The sequence below is a fragment of the Vagococcus humatus genome (assembly GCF_003950325.1).
Taxonomy (GTDB): Bacteria; Bacillota; Bacilli; order Lactobacillales; family Vagococcaceae; genus Vagococcus_C; species Vagococcus_C humatus.
Genome location: NZ_PXZH01000002.1, coordinates 351,917 through 370,369, shown reverse-complemented (window position 1 = coordinate 370,369; position 18,453 = coordinate 351,917). Strand labels below are relative to the sequence as shown.

The following is an 18,453-nucleotide window of genomic DNA, read 5'->3' as shown; positions in this document are numbered from 1 at the left end:
GTTTTTTTCTAAAAAATGGTGGTGTATCTAATTCATCTTCTTTTTTCTTTTCTTCAGGTTGAAAACTTTCTAATTCTGTTTGATCAACTGCATCAAGTTGTGGGTCTTCTACTACTTGACGTTGACTTGGTTCACGTCTAATGTCCCAATCTCCAAAAGAACTATCTTCTTCATCAGTTGTTGGAACTGGATCAAAATCCATTGTTGGACGTGATGGCATAGAATTAGTCGGATTTACCGCTTTGTTGGGTGAAATTCTAGCGTGTTGAGAATTTTTTTTTTCCTTTTTTGTTGGATCAATACCTGTTGCAATAACTGTCACAACAATTTCATCATTTAAGTCTTCATTAATAGAAGTTCCTAAGATAATATTCACATCACCAGCGGCTGCATTTGTAATAATATCTGAAGCGTCTTGTGCTTCAAATAATGTCATATCTAAGCCACCTGTAATGTTTAACAAGACTTGTTCTGCCCCATCAATTGAGGTTTCAAGTAAAGGAGAAGCAATTGCTTTTTTAGTTGCTTCAATCACACGATTTTCACCGCTAGCTGAACCAATTCCCATTAAAGCAGTTCCTTGATTTTCCATTACAGTCTTAACGTCAGCAAAGTCTAAGTTGACATAGCCAGGAGCTGTAATTAAGTCTGAAATTCCTTGTACCCCTTGACGTAACACATTATCAGCTTCCTTGAAAGCTTCTAAAATAGGTGTTTTTTTGTCCACTACTTCTAATAAACGGTTGTTTGAAATGATTAAAAGTGTGTCTACATGTTCTTTTAATAAGGAAATTCCTTCAGCAGCAAATCTGCCACGTTTAGGTCCTTCAAAACTAAATGGACGAGTAACTACACCAACAGTTAAAGCACCTAAGTCTTTAGCAATTCGAGCGACAATCGGTGCAGCACCTGTTCCAGTTCCGCCACCCATACCAGCTGTAATAAAAATCATATCTGCTCCTTCTAGGGCAGTTGAAATTTGTTCTTCACTTTCTTCAGCAGCTTTTTGTCCAACTTCTGGTTGAGAACCAGCTCCTAGACCACGTGTATACTTGGGTCCTAATTGAATCACTGTTTCAGCTTGACTATCTTTTAAAGCTTGTACATCTGTATTGGCAACAATAAACTCAACGCCTTTAACGTTTTCTTCAATCATGCGGTTCACAGCGTTACCACCCGCACCACCGACACCAATAACTTTAATTACTGCGCCTTTTTCTACGTTATTATCTATAGAAAATTCCATGTTTCTAATCCTCCTAGTGATTTAATCAAATATATTTGAAATGAACCCTTTTAATTTATCCGTGACACTTTCACTTGATTTAGGTTCTTCTTTTGGTTCTTCCATGTCCATAACTTCTGTTGGCATGTCAATAACTGGTGCTTTTTCATAACGAACATTTTCATTTTTAGTCGTTCTAACACCTGTCACCGCTGATTTAGAAATATGATAAATATCGCTTAACTCAGCTGCATACTCCACAATGCTAATAACATTAGCAAAAATTGGGTTTCGTAACCCCATATGATTTGGCACATGTAATTTTACATGTGTGCCATATACTTCAGTAGCTAGTTCTACCGCTCCTGGAATACTTGCATTTCCTCCAGAAAGAATCACGCCACCTGGTAAATCAAGGGCATCGATACTACCAATTGCATTGCGAGATTTAGCAAAAATTTGTTCCATACGGGCTTCAATAATTTCAGATAAGTAACGTTCATCTACTTTAACTGGTTCATTTTGACCAATGATATCCACTGGGAATTCTTCGCTTTCTGACGTTCTATCTGGATAAGCATCTCCGTAATTAATTTTTAATGCTTCGGCGTTATTTAATGACGTATTTAATACGACTGATACGTCTTTTGTTACAAATTCTCCGCCTTCTTGCTCAACATGAGTAAAGCGTAATTCGTCCCCGTACATAACAGAAGTAGTGGTTTGGCCTCCACCCATATCTACAATAATTGTACCAAAATCTTTTTCCCCATCTGATAAGACAGATTCAGCTAAAGCTAAAGGAGTAATGATTAATTCTGCTACTTCCAAGCCAGCTTTTTCGACACACTTTTTAATGTTATGCACAATGGTCTTAGGTCCAGTATAAACTAATCCTTTCACATCTAGACGCACGCCAATCATGCCTCTAGGATCTTTGATTCCATCAAATCCGTCAACTTTATATTCTTGCGGAATTAACGTAATAATTTGACGTTCTGGCGGTGTAGAGCGGACAATCGCTGCAGAAGCCACGTTTCGAACGTCTTCATCTGTGATTTCTCTTGCTTCAGAATTAACAGCAATCATACCTTCACAATTTTCAACTTCTAATAAATTAGCAGGTAAACCAACATTCACTTGTTTAATTTGGATACCTGATTTTTCTTCAGCCTGGGCAATTGCTCGTTTAATTGATTGTACTGCTTTATCAATATCTACAACAATTCCTCGACTTAACCCTTCTGATTTCGCATTACCTACTCCAATAATGTTAATTTGTCCTTCAATATATTCAGCTACAACAACTTTAACTGATGTTGTGCCAATATCAAGGCCAACATAAATGCCAGTTTTTGCCATGAAAGGTAATCCCTCCTACATACTTATTATCTTTTTCATTAATCTTTAGTTATTATTATCCTAAGCATAAAAATATATAAATACCCAAGTATTAAAATACATCTTACTCTTACCAATTCTACCATAAATTAGTAACAATACAAAAGAAGAAATCATAAATTATTCGTTAATTTTCCATACTTTAACCTTGACTATCTTAAATCGTTCTTTATTTTTTATGGATTGAGGTCATTTAATTCATTTGTATCTTCTAAAGTAGATTGAACTGCTTCATTATCTTCTTTTTCTTTGTTAGCTTCTTTTTTTTCCAACTCTTCTTTTTCTTTAGTTTCTAAAGAATAAGAATAAATCCCTACAATCATATCTACAACTCCAGGAATGTCTCCATTTTTTTCCATTTCTCTAACCACTTCTGGATAATAACCAATTTTGTCATTTAAATCAAAAATTGACCCAATAACTTGATTATCATCTTTCATATATAAAGTGATTTTTTCTTGATTCTTTTTAGTAGGTGTATAATGGATTTCCTTAATCTTTTTTTGAATAGAAGGACTGATTTGGTTGTACATTTGGATTAACTTAACTCGCATTTTGTTGCTTTTAAATCCAATCAAAATAGGATAGGTCTGATTTAGTTTTTGATCATTTATAACAGACCTCTCTAGCGTACCGTCTTCTAAAACTAGTTGGTACCCTTGTTTGGTTTTAACATAAGCCACTTCATCATATTCTTCCACTGTTAACTTCACACTATTTAGGTGTGTAGTTGAAACCTTGACTGATTTAATACGAGGAAGTTCTTGTTTAATTTCTGTTGGAATATCTTGATCAAGTCGTGCTTGCCAAAAATCCATGTTTTTTTTCAGAGAAGTTGCCTGAACAATGGCTTCTTTCGGTACAGTAGCATTACCAGCTACAACTACTGTATCTAACCGAGATAGGGGTGAGATATAATAAAGAGAAATAATCACGCCTAACCCAAACACCAGAAAAACTGGAAACAATTTTTTTCGTAATTGTTTTTGCCGGTAAGTTTTAAGTTTAGGTAATTTATCAGCAAAAGAAATTTTTTTAGGTAAATTCTTCCAAGTGTTAGTTGGAGCTTGGGTTACTTCCCCTTGAGTTTGTTCTACTGCTTCATCTGCTGCTTCTGTCTCAGTTTTTTTTAACCAAGTAGGCTTTTTCCCTTTTTCTTTTAAATAAGTCATATTGGCTTTTTGCCAAGGTGTAAGCATCTTGTCGTTTGATTCTTCCCCAGGCTTGTTTGACTCCACTTCCTTATCCATGATGCTTACCTCCTTTTTGTTATATTAAGCTATCACCTGTTTTATAAGCTGATATAAACGCTCTGATGCGTCTGGTACGCCTAATGTTTGAGAGGCTATAGCCATCTTTTCACAAGTATCAGGGGACAGTAAAATCTCATCTAAAGCATTAAGTAAGTTATCTCCTGTTAGTTCTTGATCTTTTATCATATTAGCAGCCTTAGCTTGCACTAAGCTCATAGCATTCTTAGTTTGATGATCATTTGTAACATTAGGACTTGGAATTAATATGGAAGGTAAACCTAAAGCAGTGATTTCTGCTAAGGAGGTTGCACCTGCTCGTCCTACTACTACAGACACATTAGGTAAAATTTGTTGCATGTTAGAAATAAAAGGAACAATTTTAACATGAGATATTTCATTAGGAAACTTTTTCATAACATCATCATAGTAACGTTTACCTGTTACATATAAAACTTGATAAGGTTTGTTTGGAACCTTAGGTAAAAGTTCCATTGTAGCTTCATTTATTCTTAATGCCCCTTGACTACCACCAAAAATAAGAGCAGTCGGTAATGCTTTAGTTAAACCAAATTGTTCTGTTAATAACTGATTTTTAGGTTCACTAGCAATTTCTTGAGCTCTAGGATTTCCTGTATAACTAACCTTTTCTTTTGGAAAAAACTCAGCAGCTTCTTCAAAACAAATGCCTATTTTATCCACATATCGGGCTAAAAATTTATTGGTTAAACCAGGCACACTATTTTGTTCATGAATCATGGTTGCTATGCCTAATTGATGGGCTCCGTAGACAACAGGAGCACACACATAGCCCCCTGTTCCAATTACTATATCTGGTTGGAACTCCTTTAATATTTCTTTTGATTTAGCAATTGCTTTAACAAACAAATGAATAGTTTTAAAATTATCTAAAGATAATTTTCTACGAAACCCTTGAATTTTAACGGTTTTAAAAGGAATACCTAATTCTGGCACAATTTTACTTTCTAGTCCTCTATCTGTACCGATATATAAAAATTCAGCTTTGGGATCTACTTGACGAATATATTTAACTAGAGCAACAGCTGGATAAATATGTCCACCAGTTCCTCCCCCTGATACAACTACTCTCATATTTATAGACTCATTTCTTTCATTATTTTTTCTACTGCTTGTCTAAACCGATCTCCACGAATTTCAAAATTAGGATATTGATCCCAACTTGCACAAGCAGGAGATAGTAAAATAGTATCTCCTGACTGACTATAGTCAACCGCTACTTGAACAGCTTCCTCCATTGTGTTAACTTTTTTCATAAAAGGCAGCTGAACATGATGCCCTGCTGTTATTAGTTTATCTTGCGTTTCACCAAAGACAACTAAGCCTTTAAGACCAGCCAAGCTAGGTTCTAATTCTTCAAAGCTATTTCCTCTATCCAATCCACCAGCTAATAGGATCACTTTAGTATTATCAAAACCACTTAACGCTTTCTCAGTCGCTAAAATATTGGTTGCTTTCGAATCATTATAAAATTTTCGGCCTTGACTCATACCTAAATACTCAGTACGGTGAGGTACTCCAGTAAACGTTGACAACGCTTCTTTAATAGAAGCGTTAGCTGTGTGATTTAATTTAGCTACCACAATAGCAGCTAATGCATTTTCCACATTATGTTGACCTACAACTCCTAAATCAGATACAGACATAATTTTTTCTTGTTGGTAAAAAAGTTCTCCCCCTAATTCATAGGCTCCTTGCTCAGACCACCCATTGGTACAAAATGGAATAACTGTCGCCTTAGTCTGTTTAGATAGCTCTCTTAATTCTTCTTGGTTAGCATTAATCACTAAATAATCTTTCTCTGTCATATTTTGTTGTATGCGCCATTTTGCTTTAACATACTCTTCTCTAGTTCCATGGTAATCTAAATGAGCTTCATATAAGTTAGTTATCACAGCGATATGAGGATGAAAACTATCGATTCCTAGTAATTGAAAACTAGATAGCTCCATCACTAATAAATCCTTCTGACTAACTTTTTGACACACTTCACTTGCAGGAATGCCAATGTTACCAGATAAATAAGCTTTAGGTGTTTCTTCTCCCTGATTTAAAACTTTGCCTATCATGGTTGTCGTAGTGGTTTTACCATTTGTTCCAGTTATCCCAATAATAGGCGCTTCAGAAACTTGGTAACTTAACTCAACCTCTGTCATAATCGGTACTCCTTGTTCCATTGCTTTTTCGAGAATAGGATTCGTATAAGGAATCCCTGGATTTTTCACTAATAAAGAAAAATCTTCATCTAATAATTCTACTGGGTGTCCACCAGTAACAACACGAATACCCAGTTCTAAAAGCTCTTGCGCTTCTGGGTTATCTTCAAATTTTTTAGCATCGTTGACTGTTACAATTGCTCCTAATTGATGAAGCAATTTGGCTGCACTTACGCCACTTTTAGCTAATCCTAATACCAAAACTTTTTCATTTTCATATGTTGTTACTGATTTCATTATGTTTACTCCCCTTAGTATAAAATCATTAAAGTAATAGTGGACATCACTAATCCTACTATCCAAAAAACAATATCAATTTTCCATTCTGACCAACCGGACATCTCAAAGTGATGATGAATTGGACTCATCTTAAACACTCGTTTACCTGTTAACTTAAACGAAGTAACCTGAATCATCACACTTAAAGTTTCTATTATATAAACCAAACCTATTAATAAAAGAGTCCATTCTTGGTGTAGTAAAATCGAAATAGCTGCTAACATACCACCTAAAGCTAAAGACCCTACATCTCCCATAAATATCTTGGCAGGCTTTTTATTAAATAAAAAGAAACCTAGTAAACCACCCATTGTAGCTAAACAGATAACGAACACATCTAATTGTTGTTGGTTCCAAGCAATAATGCTGTAAGTTCCAAAAGAAATTGTTCCTAAACCGGCAACTAAACCATCTAGTCCGTCAGTCAGGTTGACTGCATTAGAAAAACCAACTAACCAAAATAGCATAAACAACCCATATATCAGACTTAAATGAATATCTCCTAAGCCAGGTAGGTAAAGAACATCTGGAAACCCTTGTAGCTTAAAGATAAAATAAAAAACTACTCCACCTACAATTTGTCCGACTAATTTTTGCTTAGAATTCAGTCCCATATTCCGATGTTTGAATATTTTAATAAAATCATCTAAAAAACCCAAAGCTCCATATAAAACTAAAATAAACAACACCATTAATAAACTTGGACTAAACACACGAAAAGCAAAAGCAAAAATAATTGAGGTCACTAAAATAGCAACTAAAAATACAAACCCTCCCATTGTAGGGGTACCTGCTTTAACTTGATGCCATTTAGGTCCTTCTTCTCTAATTGACTGTCCTTGTTTTTTCTTGTGAAAATAGCCGATAAAAAACGGCATAATTGTCACTGTTATTGCAAAGCTAATTGCAATTGGTAAAAAAATTTTTGTCCACTCCATAACTAATCTCCCATTACTTACTTTTTTCTTTTTGATATTTGACTTTTGTATGTAAATGACTAACATCTGTATCTAAAGCCCGTTTCAACATAGCATTAGAAATAGTAGCAACCATTTTAGAAGCAGGAGCGCCAACTGCTGGCTTTTTAATCGTTACATAGACAATATATTCTGGGTGTTCAGTAGGAGCTATTTGGACCACTGATTGTAAATAATGTCCTGGAATATAGCGCCCATTTTCAAAAATTTGGGCTGTTCCAGTTTTAGCTGATACTCTATAACCATCAATGTTATACACGCCATAACCTGTTCCGAAATTTTCATCTTCTACAACATCTGTCATCATATCTAACACTTCTTTAGAAGTACTTGACTTAATTGGTTGGCCAACTTGTTGTGGTCCAATCATTTTTTTCTTACCAGTAGAACTTTCAATTCGATCCACAAAATTCGGCTTCATCATTTTACCTTGATTAGCAATCGCTGTAAATCCTTGTAGCATTTGAAAATTAGTTACAGAAATTGCTTGTCCAAAGGAGGTCATGGCTCTATCTACACTAGTTTTAGTTTGAATTAATCCAGCATTTTCATTGGCTAAATGAGAATTAGTACTTTGGCCAAATTTAAAACGTTTAAGATATTCTTGCCAACCTGCCCCCATATTTTGCTCAACATGAACCATTCCAACGTTACTAGACCAAGCAAATCCTTGTCTAAAGGACATCCAACCACGTCCACCTATGATGTGATCATTAATAGGTGTCCCGTCCACATCGATTTTACCTGTCATAAACCCTGCATTTTGGTCAAATTTTCCTTGATCAATTGCTGAGGCAACGGTGAATACTTTCATCGTTGAACCTGGTTCGAAAGGCTCCTCAATCAGCAAATTACGCCAAGGTGCACTTTCTCCTCCTTCTAATCCTTCTTTTGTTTGTGGGTTAAAAGTAGGGCGCTGACTAGCTGCTAAGATATTACCTGTCTTAGCTTCCATCAAAGTTGCGGTAATTCCTTCTGGTTGATATTCATCATAAACCTGACTCATCAAGTCTTCTAAATAAATTTGCATTCCAGTATCAAGAGTTGTATACACGTCTTTACCATCTACTGCTTCTTTATCTACTACTACAGTTCCAGGCAAGCGCTCTTGGCGGTTATTTTTTTGGTACACGACTTTTCCGTCTGTTCCACTTAATTCTTTATTGTAAGCTTGCTCAAGTCCCATCACGCCAACTAGCCCTTTTTCTTCATTATCTTCATCTGCAAATCGTGCATAACCAATTAAATGAGAGGCAAATACTTCATTTTTATACATTCTAGCTGGGTGATCATTAAAGTAAATCCCTTTGATTTGACTTTTCTGCAACGCTTTTTCTATTTCTTGTTTTTTAGCAAATGAAATATTTTTCCCTTTAGAGCCAAACTCGACTTGCTTAACCCCATTTTTACCTTGTGCAAGTTGTTTACGCACTAATTTTTTATCTATGCCTAAAATTTTATGTAGTACCTTGGCTACATCTTCTATGCTCTTTTCTTGAATATACAGTTTTTCTCGTTTACCATTAGATTGGGCTATTCCTAAGTGTTTTTTATCTAATACTGCGTATAACGAATAAGAAGTAGCGTCTTGAGCAATTGGTTCACCATTCCGATCATAGATGGTGCCCCGTTTTGCTTTAACAACGCTACTACCTTGATATAGTTGTTGGGTTTTTTCATTCAATGAAGCTGTTCCTACACGGCCAACAGATACAATATAGACAAATCTGACAATAAAGAAAAAAAAGATAAGGCCACTGAGTAAAATTAAAAGAGAGCCAAAACGATACCTATTTTCACTTGCAGGCAATTTTTTCTCTTTAATATGTTTTTTAACATAGTTTGGTATTTCTTTCAAAAAAATCATTTTGTCACTTTCCTTATGCTTTCTTCATGAGCTTCCAAGCCAGATTTTTCAGCTGCTTGTTTAATTCTTTCAACACTAGACAATTCATTTTTTTGTTGTTCTAACTCACTAATTTGATGTTCTTTAGTTGAAATATCTGACTGAATTTGAGAAATAGTTTCTTCAGATTTGGCTATAGTGGTAGTTAATCTTACAGTTGCTACTGCTAACATCAAAAAGACCGTTAAAATAACGGATACGATTACTTTTTCTAATTTGGAAAATTTATTTTTTATCAGTTTCGGATGTTGTTTTACTTCTAATTGTTGTTCTTCTCGTGGAAGGGGGGTGTTGTTGTATTCAAAATGATGTTGTTGTTTTAGTTCAGCCACTGGTGTGTCCCCTTTCTAATTTTTATTGCTTCTCAGCAACTCTTAGTTTTGCACTTCTAGCTCGGTTATTTTGAATCAATTCCTCTTCACTTGGAAGAATTGGCTTTCTATTAATAAGTTTTAAAATAGCTTGGTAGTCTTCTGGTAACACCGGTAAACCTGGTGGTGTGTCTTTCGGTTGACTGTATTCTCTAAAAATCGTTTTAACTAAGCGGTCTTCTAAAGAGTGGAAAGTGATTACACTAATCCGTCCAGTAGGTTTTAACAACTCAATCGCTTGTTCAAGAGAATCTTCAGTAGCAGAAAGCTCATCGTTTACCTCAATTCTAATTGCTTGGAACACACGCTTAGCTGGGTGACCACCTTTACGTCTGGCTGGAGCAGGTATACCTTCTTTGATTAACTCTACCAACTCTCCTGTCGTTTCAATCGGCTGTTCCATCCGTCTTTTTTCGATTTTACGAGCAATTTGTTTAGAAAATTTTTCTTCTCCGTAACGGAAGAAAATTTTAACTAGTTGTTCATAGGTATAATGATTCACTACTTCTTTAGCAGTTAAAGCTGCTTCTTGATTCATTCTCATGTCTAAAGGCGCTTCTTGGTGGTAACTAAAACCACGCATTGCCTCATCCAACTGCGGAGAAGATACACCTAAATCATATAAAATACCGTCTACTTCTGTAACAGACAATTCAGATAATTTTTCCTTGATCTGTCTAAAGTTAGCATGAACAAAGGTTACCATTCCTCGGTCTACAAACTCTTTTAATTCTATTTCAGCATGTTTAATTGCGGTTTTATCTTGGTCAAAAGCATATAAATGTCCAGAATCAGACAACTGAGACAATAGATACCGACTATGTCCTGCTCCCCCCAATGTACAATCAACGTAGATGCCATCTTCTTTAATATTTAATTGATCTACTGTTTCATGTAACAGAACTGTCTTATGTTCAAAAGTCTCTTCCATTATGTCGATAATCCCTTCTAAATTTGCATTTAAAAATCAAAATCTATCATTGTTTCGGCAATTTCATCAAAGTTTTCAGCTGTTGCAGCTGAAAATTCTTGCCATTTTTCTTCATTCCATATCTCTATTCGGTTAGAAACCCCGATAATGACACAGTTTTTAGTTAAAGTTGCATATTCTCTAAGTGTTAAAGGTAAAGTGACTCGTCCTTGTTTATCTAACTCAGTTTCAGTTGCAGCTGAGTAAAAAAAACGAACAAAAGCGCGAGCATCTTTTTTAGTTAAAGGGAGACTTTGTAATTTTTTCTCAAGTTTTTGCCATTCTGTTAAAGGATAGCCAAACAAACAACCATCCATGCCTCGAGTAATAACAAATTGAGCCCCTAATTCATCACGGAATTTAGCAGGTATAATTAGTCTTCCTTTTGTATCTATATTATGTTGAAATTCTCCCATAAACATATAGATTCCCTCAATTATCCACTTAATAAATCTAGTCTACCACATTCCCCCACTTTCTACCACATAGTATTAGAAGAAAAAGAAAAACTTTAAAAAATAAAAAGAGGGTTTTTTGATTATTTAAACAACAAGTAACTTAACTTGATTAGTTACTTATTATTAGATGTTTATTTGTGATAGAATAGACTTGTTACGATTAATATCAAGTAAAATAAACAAACTAGTAGGAACACACTTCGCCAAAACAATTTAAAATAACGCTTATACTGAATATATCCGTAATATCTAGCATAGCTAACTGCTATAATGATTCCTAACAAGCTAATCATTAGCACTAGATAAGGGATTGCTGATACAGAAAATGTTAAGGTTGATATTTGACTTAACCCAATAAAAAGAAATGGCGTAGCTATGTCTGGTGATTTAATTTTATATTTTTTAAATAAAGACATTCTTTGGACAATATAATTACAAGCAAATAACAAAATTGCTGGAAATATATACCAAAAAAGCAAAATAAATGAAACAGATTTCATATACATGATCCTTTCTAATTTATACTAACCTAGTATACCCAATCTTGGTTACAAAATTGTATCAATTAGATGACTAGGTTGTAATAAAAACAAAAAAATTCCCTAATGACCATTTATACTATCATACTCAAGAGGTGAGCAACTAATGAAAAGTTATTATGCCTTAAATAAGCAGCTTCAATTAAGTGAGTCCACTCCTGAAAAAACTAATTGGATTCACTTAGAAAAACCAACTCTAGAGGAAATAGAAGAATTAACTTCGACTTATCATTTACCTTTGGACTACTTAACCGCTGTGTTAGATAATCAAGAAATTTCCAGACAAGAGCACTTGAACCAAAAAAGCTTTGATCATCCTGTTTTATTAATTTTACAATACCCTACAGCCGGAACTAGTCCAAGCGGTTATAAACAATTTGAAACTTTGCCATTTAGTATCATTTTTACCCAAAATATTATTGTTACTAGTTCTAATACATCTCTTTCTATTCAAGAGATGTTTGCCTCAAAATTAAAACTACCGCAAAATATCGACTTATATGAAGCGGTTACCCTAAAATTATCTTGGTATTTTGCTAGTCTTTTTAACTACTACATTCGAACGATTAGTGCTGAAACAGATTTACTAGAAGCAGAATTGCAAAATGCCACTGAGAACAAGCAATTATATCAACTCATGGATATGCAAAAAAGCTTGATTTACTTTGATGCGGCCTTAGAACAAAACTTAGCGATTTACCGCTTAATGAGTACTTCCCCTATTTTATTCCATACTAAAGAAGAACATGCTTTATTATTTGATATTATGATTGAAACTAAACAAGCGATCAGTTCAGCAGACATTCAAGCTCAAGTCTTAAATCAATTAGGCAATATGTTTTCTGCCATTATTTCTAATAACATGAACATTGTCATGAAAGTTTTAACTGTTATTACTATTGTGTTAACCATTCCAACGATTATTGGTGGGGTTTACGGCATGAATGTTAAATTACCTTTTGCTAATGAAGATAATATGTTTTGGTGGCTCACATTTGCCACTTTCGCTCTAAGTATTTTAACTATTTGGTGGTTAAGATTCCATAAATTTTTTTAATTTAGTTGCGAAAAATCAGTTTATCGGTATAATTTAGGTGTATATAAAGGAGTGCGTCTATGAACAAGAAGAAACCAAGTAAATTAGAAAAAATTACTAAAATTGTTATTTGGATTATGTTAATTTCCATGTTAGGTTCAGCTGTTGTCTCTGCGATTATTGCTATTATGAATTAAAAAGGAAGAAGCCTAGGCTTCTTCCTTTTTCTTTTCTGCATCAGCTAATTGTAATAATTCTTCTGCATGTTCTTGGGTTAAATGAGTAATCTGCTCCCCAGCTAACATTCTAGATAGCTCTTGAATTCGTTCTTCTTTGGTTAATTGGCTTACTTGGGTAATAGTTCGATTTTTTTCAACTTGTTTAGCAATATAATACTGAGTATCTGCCATAGCTGCAACTTGAGGTAAATGAGTGATACACAACACTTGAGAATTTTTAGAAATTCGGTAAATCTTATTAGCAATCCCTTGGGCTACACGTCCACTCACGCCTGTGTCCACTTCATCAAAAATAATACTCGTAACACCTTGTTTTTTAGAAAAAATGGTTTTCATCCCTAACATAATTCGAGATAATTCCCCTCCGGAAACAATCTTCGCCAATGGTTTTAACGACTCTCCTAAGTTTGTCGAGATAAAAAATTCAACCTTATCAAAACCACTATCAGTTAGTTTGTCTGGCTGTGCTTTTAGCTGAACTTGAATCACCGTTTTTTCCATATACAACTCTTGCAATTGCTTCATTAACTCTTTTTCTAATTCTCTAGCGACTTCTTGTCTTTTATCACTTAGTTTCCTTGCTAACTCTTTAGCTTGAGCAAAAAGCAACTGGCATTCTTGCTCTAATTCATCCAAATGAGACTCATCTGATTGAACAACAGCTAATTCCTCTGTGATTTTTTCATAATAAGCCAATATGTCTTCTTCTGTATGACCGTATTTTCTTTTTAATTGTCTTAACAAATCTAGACGTCCTTCAATATCTTCCAACCGTTCTTGATCCATTTCCATGTTTTCCAAAGAGCCTGAAATCTGACTAGAGGCTTCCATTAATTGATAATAGCTAGTTTGTAGTAACTCTGAAATAGCTTTAAATTCTAAATCCAAAGATTCAATGTCTAGCATCTCATTCATAGCTACACCAATTCGGTCTATCCCACTTAATTCACCTTCTTGTAAAGCGGCATAGCTTTTCCCTAGAGCATCGGCAATTTTTTGAAAATTCAATAAGCGGTGTCTTTCCTCAACTAAGGCAGCCTCTTCTCCCACTTGAAGTTCGGCAGCTTCGATTTCCTCACATTGATAATGCAGCATATCTAAACGCTGAGCAAAAGCTTGTTCATTATTTTTTAAATGTGAAACTTTCTTATGACTTTCCACATACTTAACATATACGTCTTGATACTCTTTTTTTAGTGACGCTAATTTCAACGTACCATATGTATCTAATAAATTTAAATGACTCTCTGGATTAAGTAATTCCTGATGTTCATGTTGACCATGAATATCTATCAAATAAACACCAATTTGTTTCAATGTGCCAATATTTACCAAGGAATTATTCACTCGGCAAACATTTTTACCATTTTTATCAATGGAGCGGTGAATCACTAACATCTGATCTGAGGTATCAATTTCTAGTTTTTCTAGTAAATCTAAACATTCTGTTTGCTTTGGTAAAAGAAACTGACCTTCAATAATGCACTTGTTGGCCCCTTCTCTAATAAAATCCACAGAACCTCTACCACCAACAAGTAAGCCGACTGCATCAATAATAATTGATTTACCCGCCCCTGTTTCTCCTGTTAATACCGTCATTCCTTGCTGAAAAGATACGGACAAACTTGAAATAATAGCAAAATTTTGAATAGATAATTCTTGTAACATAACTCAATCACCTTCATTAAACTCTTATTTGTTCAAATATATCGTGTAGGTTTTTAGCAGACTCTTCTGTATAACAGATTATCAAAACTTTACTATCGTCTGTTAATAGGGTAAATAATTGGGTATCATAAATGTCTTCAATCAACAACCCCAAAGCTGGAGCACTTCCTGGGATTGTTTTTAAAGCAACTAATTTATCCATTTGTTTGTTTTGAATTAAGGAATCTTGTAACATTTTATGCAACTTTTGTTTATTGCCTAAAGGCTTCACTACGGGGAGTGTATAGTAAAAACGTCCGTTATGATTTTGTTTGACTAACTGTAATTCTTTAATATCTCTTGAAATCGTTGCTTGCGTCACAAGGACTCCTTTTTGGTTTAATAAAAGGACAAAATCTTCTTGGGTTTCAATTTGATAATCTGTCACTAACTGACGCATTAACTCATGACGTTCTGACTTTTTCATATAACACTCCCCTTATTTATTTTATTTACGAAGCTGCTCGTGAGCTTTCGTAACAATTTGTTGACTTAGCTCCTCGACCTTGATTTCAGTTGGCACAAATTGTTCATGCCAGCGTAAATGGACTAAAAACTCAATATTTCCTTCTCCACCTTTAATAGGAGAGTAATCAAGAGCTAGCACTTCATAGCCTTCTGATATCGCAAAATTCAATATTTTCCGAATAACAAAATCATGAACTTCTTTATCTCTTACTACCCCATGCTTTCCAACAAATTCTTTACCTGCCTCAAATTGTGGTTTTATTAATGCCACCACATCTCCTTCACTTTTTAAGATAGTTTTAAGTACCGGTAGAATAAGTTCTAGAGAAATAAAAGACACATCAATCGTTGCAATGTCTGGTACTCCTTCGGTAAAGTCTGCTGGCTTAGCATATCTAAAATTCATTCGTTCCATAACTATAACCCGAGGATCTTGTCTTAATTTCCAAGATAGTTGATTATATCCAACATCTAAAGCATAACTCATGATAGCCCCATTTTGTAAGGCAACATCTGTAAAACCTCCTGTAGAAGCTCCAATATCTAACAAGATATTATCCTGCATACTAATATCGAACACTTCTAAGGCTTTCTCTAGTTTTAACCCGCCACGAGAAACATATTTAATACCTTCTCCTTTTAACTGCAGAACAGTTCCCTCTGGAATTTTGTCTCCCGGTTTATCCATACGCTCATTTTTCATATCATAAACTAAACCAGCCATAACTAATCGTTTCGCTTGTTCCCGTGTTTCGCTTAATCCTTGTTGAAACACCAATACATCTACTCGTTCTTTTTTCATTTATTCGCCATCTTTCTCTTCTAAACCATCAATTAATTGATGTAAATAATGATTACTACTGGTTTTTATTAGACTCTCTACTGTTTGAAGTGCTTTTCTAGCACTAGCTAATTCATTGGTTAAACTAGCCTTAGCCCCTGTTAAACCGAGTAGAGCAGGATAAGTATTTTTCTCTAAGGTTTGATCCTTTTGTACTCGTTTACCTAACAAGGCTTCTGAACCTGTCACATCTAAAATATCGTCTTTAATTTGGAAAGCTAATCCTAAATGTTGGGCAAAACACGTCATATCTTCCATAATCTGATGATTAGAACAGGTAAAATTTTCCTGTGGTAACCCTAAATAAGTTCCAGCTCCAACAGCGTATTCGATTAACGCACCTGTTTTTCGGTGATGAATGCTAGCCAACTGTTCAACAGTAAGCTGCTGATGTTCTCCAGCTAAATCTCCTACTTGTCCCCCAACCATTCCTTTAGTGCCACTTGCTTTAGCTAAACCAGTCATTAACCAAACTTTTTCTTGTTCTGTCAAATCCAGACTTTCTCCAATCATTTGAAACGCTTCAGTTAGTAGGCCATCTCCTGCTAAAATAGCGATAGCCTCTCCGTACTGAATATGATTAGTTGGTTTTCCTCTTCTTAAATCATCATTGTCCATCGCAGGTAAATCATCATGAATCAAAGAATAGGTATGAATCATCTCAAGAGCCGCCGCCACTTGAATAACTCCTGGATGAATGGTTCCACCAAAAAAGTCAACAGTTCCCATTAACAGTAACGGTCTAAATCGTTTACCTCCTGCCTGAATAGAATAAAGCATGGACTCTAATAAAACCGGCTCTGTACTTGTTTTAGTTAAATAGGTTACTAGCCATTCATCTAATGCGACTAATTCCTTTTGAAATATTTTTTGAGTAATCATTCGATTTCCTCATTTTTATCAAAAATAACAGGTTCCCCCTGTTCAGTCATCATTTGAGTCAACGTTTTTTCTGCATGATTTAAGGTATCCTGACAAAACTTACTTAATTTCATTCCTTCTTGAAACTGAGTAAGAGCTTGTTCTAAAGGCACATCTCCTTTTTCAAGAGATTGAACGATTTGTTCTAAAGAAGCCATGGCTTCTTCAAACGTCATATCTTGTTTCATATTTAGTCATCCTTTCTAGTTTGTAATACATTCGCGGTAACTTGTCCATCGTGAAGATGGATAGTAATCGTATCTGTTTCTTTCATATCTTGAACTGAGTATATGATTTGTTCTTTATCATCTGTCACATAAGTATAGCCTCTTGCCATTGTTTTTAAAGGGCTTAGCATATCTAAGCTGGCGATTTCATTGGCTAGTCGATCTTGCTGATAAACTAGCAAGTGTTCCATACTTTTTTGTAGACGTTCGGTTAAGTAAGCAAGTTGTTGCCCCTGTCTGTCTAAACTAGGTTGAGGATTTAAGTGAATAAGTCGACGGTCTAATTGAGTTAACTCCTCTTTATTTTTTCCGATATGTTTAGAAAATTGCCGATTTAGTTGTTGATTATATAAATCTAACTTAACCAAAAATCCTTCGTATAGCCGTTGAGGTTGCTCAAATATATATGAATGCTGATAAGTCATTAACTGTTGATTCGCTTTTTTTAACTGATAAGAAAAAGCTTGCGTCAATCTATTTTCAAGTAAGTTAATTTTTTGCAGCTCTTCTGACAAAACAGGAACAGCCAATTCTGCAGCTGCAGTAGGGGTTGCAGCACGAACATCCGCTACCAAATCAGCAATAGTCGTATCTGTTTCATGCCCTACTGATGAAACAACAGGTACACTAGCTTCATGAATAGCTCTAGCCACTTGTTCTTCATTAAACGGCCACAAATCTTCTATAGAGCCGCCACCTCTAGCTAAAATCAAGGTATCATAGCTGCCATCTGCTTCGATTCTTTGAATATTTTGACAAATACTACTAGCAGATTTATCTCCTTGCACCACTGTTGGATATAGTACCAATTGAACAATTGGATAGCGCCGCTTGACTGTTGTGATGATATCTCGAATAACTGCCCCACTTGGACTTGTCACAATGGCTATTTTTTTAGGATAACGAGGTAATATCTTTTTAGGCCCTGAGAATAAGCCTTCTTTTTGTAATTTTTCTTTTCTCTCAGCTAAAGCTTGATACAAAGCACCGATTCCATCTGGTTCCATTCGTTCTACATAAATTTGGTAATTGCCACTAGGCTCATAAAGAGAGATTCTACCAACTACCAAAACTTTCATTCCTTCTTTTGGCTCAAATGGTAACTTTTGGAAAGCTTGCTTAAACATAATTGCGGAAATTTTAGCTCGATCGTCTTTTAAACTAAAATATTGATGGGCATTTGCCCGTAAGCGAAAATTAGAAATTTCCCCAGTCAAAAAAACTTTACCTAAATAAGGATCAGCATCAAATTTATATTTAATATAGCTAGTTAAAGCACTTACCGTTAAATAATTAGTTTCCATTTACTCACCTCTTTCTAAAATCCATGTCGTCTTATATTCTAGCATATCTTCTCACTAACTACGCCATAAAAAAAGCACA

18 protein-coding genes and 1 pseudogene are annotated in these 18,453 nt (G+C 34.9%); 2 read left to right on the top strand and 17 right to left on the bottom strand.

The genetic code is table 11. The features are described 5' to 3' along the window. Positions 1 to 273: 273 nt before the first annotated feature. From ftsZ to C7P63_RS06745, 11 genes and pseudogenes are all read right to left on the bottom strand, one after another. Positions 274 to 1,246 (bottom strand): annotated as a pseudogene (gene ftsZ, locus C7P63_RS06795) (cell division protein FtsZ); the annotation flags it as partial. A gap of 21 nt (positions 1,247 to 1,267) precedes the next feature. Continuing rightward, entirely contained in the window at positions 1,268 to 2,587 is a 1,320-nt protein-coding gene (ftsA, locus tag C7P63_RS06790; RefSeq protein WP_125943401.1) for a cell division protein FtsA, read from the bottom strand. A gap of 215 nt (positions 2,588 to 2,802) precedes the next feature. After that, on the bottom strand, positions 2,803 to 3,876 hold the full coding sequence (locus C7P63_RS06785; RefSeq protein ID WP_125943400.1) for a cell division protein FtsQ/DivIB: 1,074 nt from the start codon (positions 3,874 to 3,876) through the stop codon (positions 2,803 to 2,805). Between the two features lie 24 nt (positions 3,877 to 3,900). Continuing rightward, positions 3,901 to 4,989, bottom strand: coding sequence for an undecaprenyldiphospho-muramoylpentapeptide beta-N-acetylglucosaminyltransferase (gene murG / locus C7P63_RS06780; RefSeq protein ID WP_125943399.1), 1,089 nt, complete (start codon positions 4,987 to 4,989; stop codon positions 3,901 to 3,903). 2 nt (positions 4,990 to 4,991) lie between these two features. Continuing rightward, positions 4,992 to 6,368: a UDP-N-acetylmuramoyl-L-alanine--D-glutamate ligase gene (murD, locus tag C7P63_RS06775; RefSeq protein ID WP_125943398.1), complete on the bottom strand. Its 1,377-nt coding sequence runs from the start codon at positions 6,366 to 6,368 to the stop codon at positions 4,992 to 4,994. A 14-nt stretch (positions 6,369 to 6,382) separates the two neighbouring features. After that, the gene (gene mraY, locus C7P63_RS06770; RefSeq protein WP_125943397.1) at positions 6,383 to 7,348 is read right to left on the bottom strand and encodes a phospho-N-acetylmuramoyl-pentapeptide-transferase; all 966 of its coding nucleotides are present in this window, start codon (positions 7,346 to 7,348) and stop codon (positions 6,383 to 6,385) included. Between the two features lie 13 nt (positions 7,349 to 7,361). Continuing rightward, the gene (locus C7P63_RS06765) at positions 7,362 to 9,254 is read right to left on the bottom strand and encodes a penicillin-binding transpeptidase domain-containing protein (RefSeq protein ID WP_125943396.1); all 1,893 of its coding nucleotides are present in this window, start codon (positions 9,252 to 9,254) and stop codon (positions 7,362 to 7,364) included. Further along, complete coding sequence (locus C7P63_RS06760) at positions 9,251 to 9,625, bottom strand: cell division protein FtsL (RefSeq protein WP_125943395.1); 375 nt, start codon at positions 9,623 to 9,625, stop codon at positions 9,251 to 9,253. The genes C7P63_RS06765 and C7P63_RS06760 overlap by 4 nt, the downstream gene beginning before the upstream one ends. Positions 9,626 to 9,647: 22 nt before the next feature. Continuing rightward, positions 9,648 to 10,595, bottom strand: coding sequence for a 16S rRNA (cytosine(1402)-N(4))-methyltransferase RsmH (gene rsmH / locus C7P63_RS06755; protein WP_125943394.1), 948 nt, complete (start codon positions 10,593 to 10,595; stop codon positions 9,648 to 9,650). 29 nt (positions 10,596 to 10,624) lie between these two features. Continuing rightward, positions 10,625 to 11,056 (bottom strand): division/cell wall cluster transcriptional repressor MraZ, encoded by a 432-nt coding sequence (gene mraZ / locus C7P63_RS06750; protein ID WP_125943393.1) that lies wholly within the window; start codon positions 11,054 to 11,056, stop codon positions 10,625 to 10,627. A 167-nt stretch (positions 11,057 to 11,223) separates the two neighbouring features. Next, positions 11,224 to 11,592, bottom strand: a complete 369-nt coding sequence (locus tag C7P63_RS06745) for a DUF3397 domain-containing protein (protein ID WP_125943392.1) — start codon at positions 11,590 to 11,592, stop codon at positions 11,224 to 11,226. Between the two features lie 145 nt (positions 11,593 to 11,737). Between C7P63_RS06745 and C7P63_RS06740 the strand changes: the two genes are divergently transcribed. Together C7P63_RS06740 and C7P63_RS06735 are read left to right on the top strand one after the other, a co-directional pair. After that, positions 11,738 to 12,688, top strand: coding sequence for a magnesium transporter CorA family protein (locus C7P63_RS06740; protein ID WP_125943391.1), 951 nt, complete (start codon positions 11,738 to 11,740; stop codon positions 12,686 to 12,688). Between the two features lie 59 nt (positions 12,689 to 12,747). Further along, the gene (locus C7P63_RS06735) at positions 12,748 to 12,864 is read left to right on the top strand and encodes a DUF4044 domain-containing protein (protein WP_125943390.1); all 117 of its coding nucleotides are present in this window, start codon (positions 12,748 to 12,750) and stop codon (positions 12,862 to 12,864) included. Between the two features lie 12 nt (positions 12,865 to 12,876). Here C7P63_RS06735 and recN read toward each other — a convergent pair whose 3' ends face one another. The 6 genes from recN to xseA are packed head-to-tail and all read right to left on the bottom strand — an operon-like array spanning position 12,877 to position 18,374. Further along, entirely contained in the window at positions 12,877 to 14,574 is a 1,698-nt protein-coding gene (gene recN / locus C7P63_RS06730) for a DNA repair protein RecN (protein ID WP_125943389.1), read from the bottom strand. A gap of 16 nt (positions 14,575 to 14,590) precedes the next feature. Continuing rightward, positions 14,591 to 15,040, bottom strand: coding sequence for an arginine repressor (locus C7P63_RS06725; RefSeq protein WP_125943388.1), 450 nt, complete (start codon positions 15,038 to 15,040; stop codon positions 14,591 to 14,593). A gap of 21 nt (positions 15,041 to 15,061) precedes the next feature. Continuing rightward, entirely contained in the window at positions 15,062 to 15,883 is an 822-nt protein-coding gene (locus C7P63_RS06720) for a TlyA family RNA methyltransferase (protein WP_125943387.1), read from the bottom strand. Continuing rightward, positions 15,884 to 16,804 carry a polyprenyl synthetase family protein gene (locus C7P63_RS06715; protein WP_125943386.1) on the bottom strand — a complete coding sequence of 307 codons (921 nt, stop codon included), beginning with the start codon at positions 16,802 to 16,804 and terminating at the stop codon, positions 15,884 to 15,886. Then, entirely contained in the window at positions 16,801 to 17,031 is a 231-nt protein-coding gene (locus C7P63_RS06710; protein WP_125943385.1) for an exodeoxyribonuclease VII small subunit, read from the bottom strand. The genes C7P63_RS06715 and C7P63_RS06710 overlap by 4 nt, the downstream gene beginning before the upstream one ends. Positions 17,032 to 17,033: 2 nt before the next feature. Next, entirely contained in the window at positions 17,034 to 18,374 is a 1,341-nt protein-coding gene (gene xseA / locus C7P63_RS06705) for an exodeoxyribonuclease VII large subunit (protein WP_125943384.1), read from the bottom strand. Positions 18,375 to 18,453: the final 79 nt, after the last annotated feature.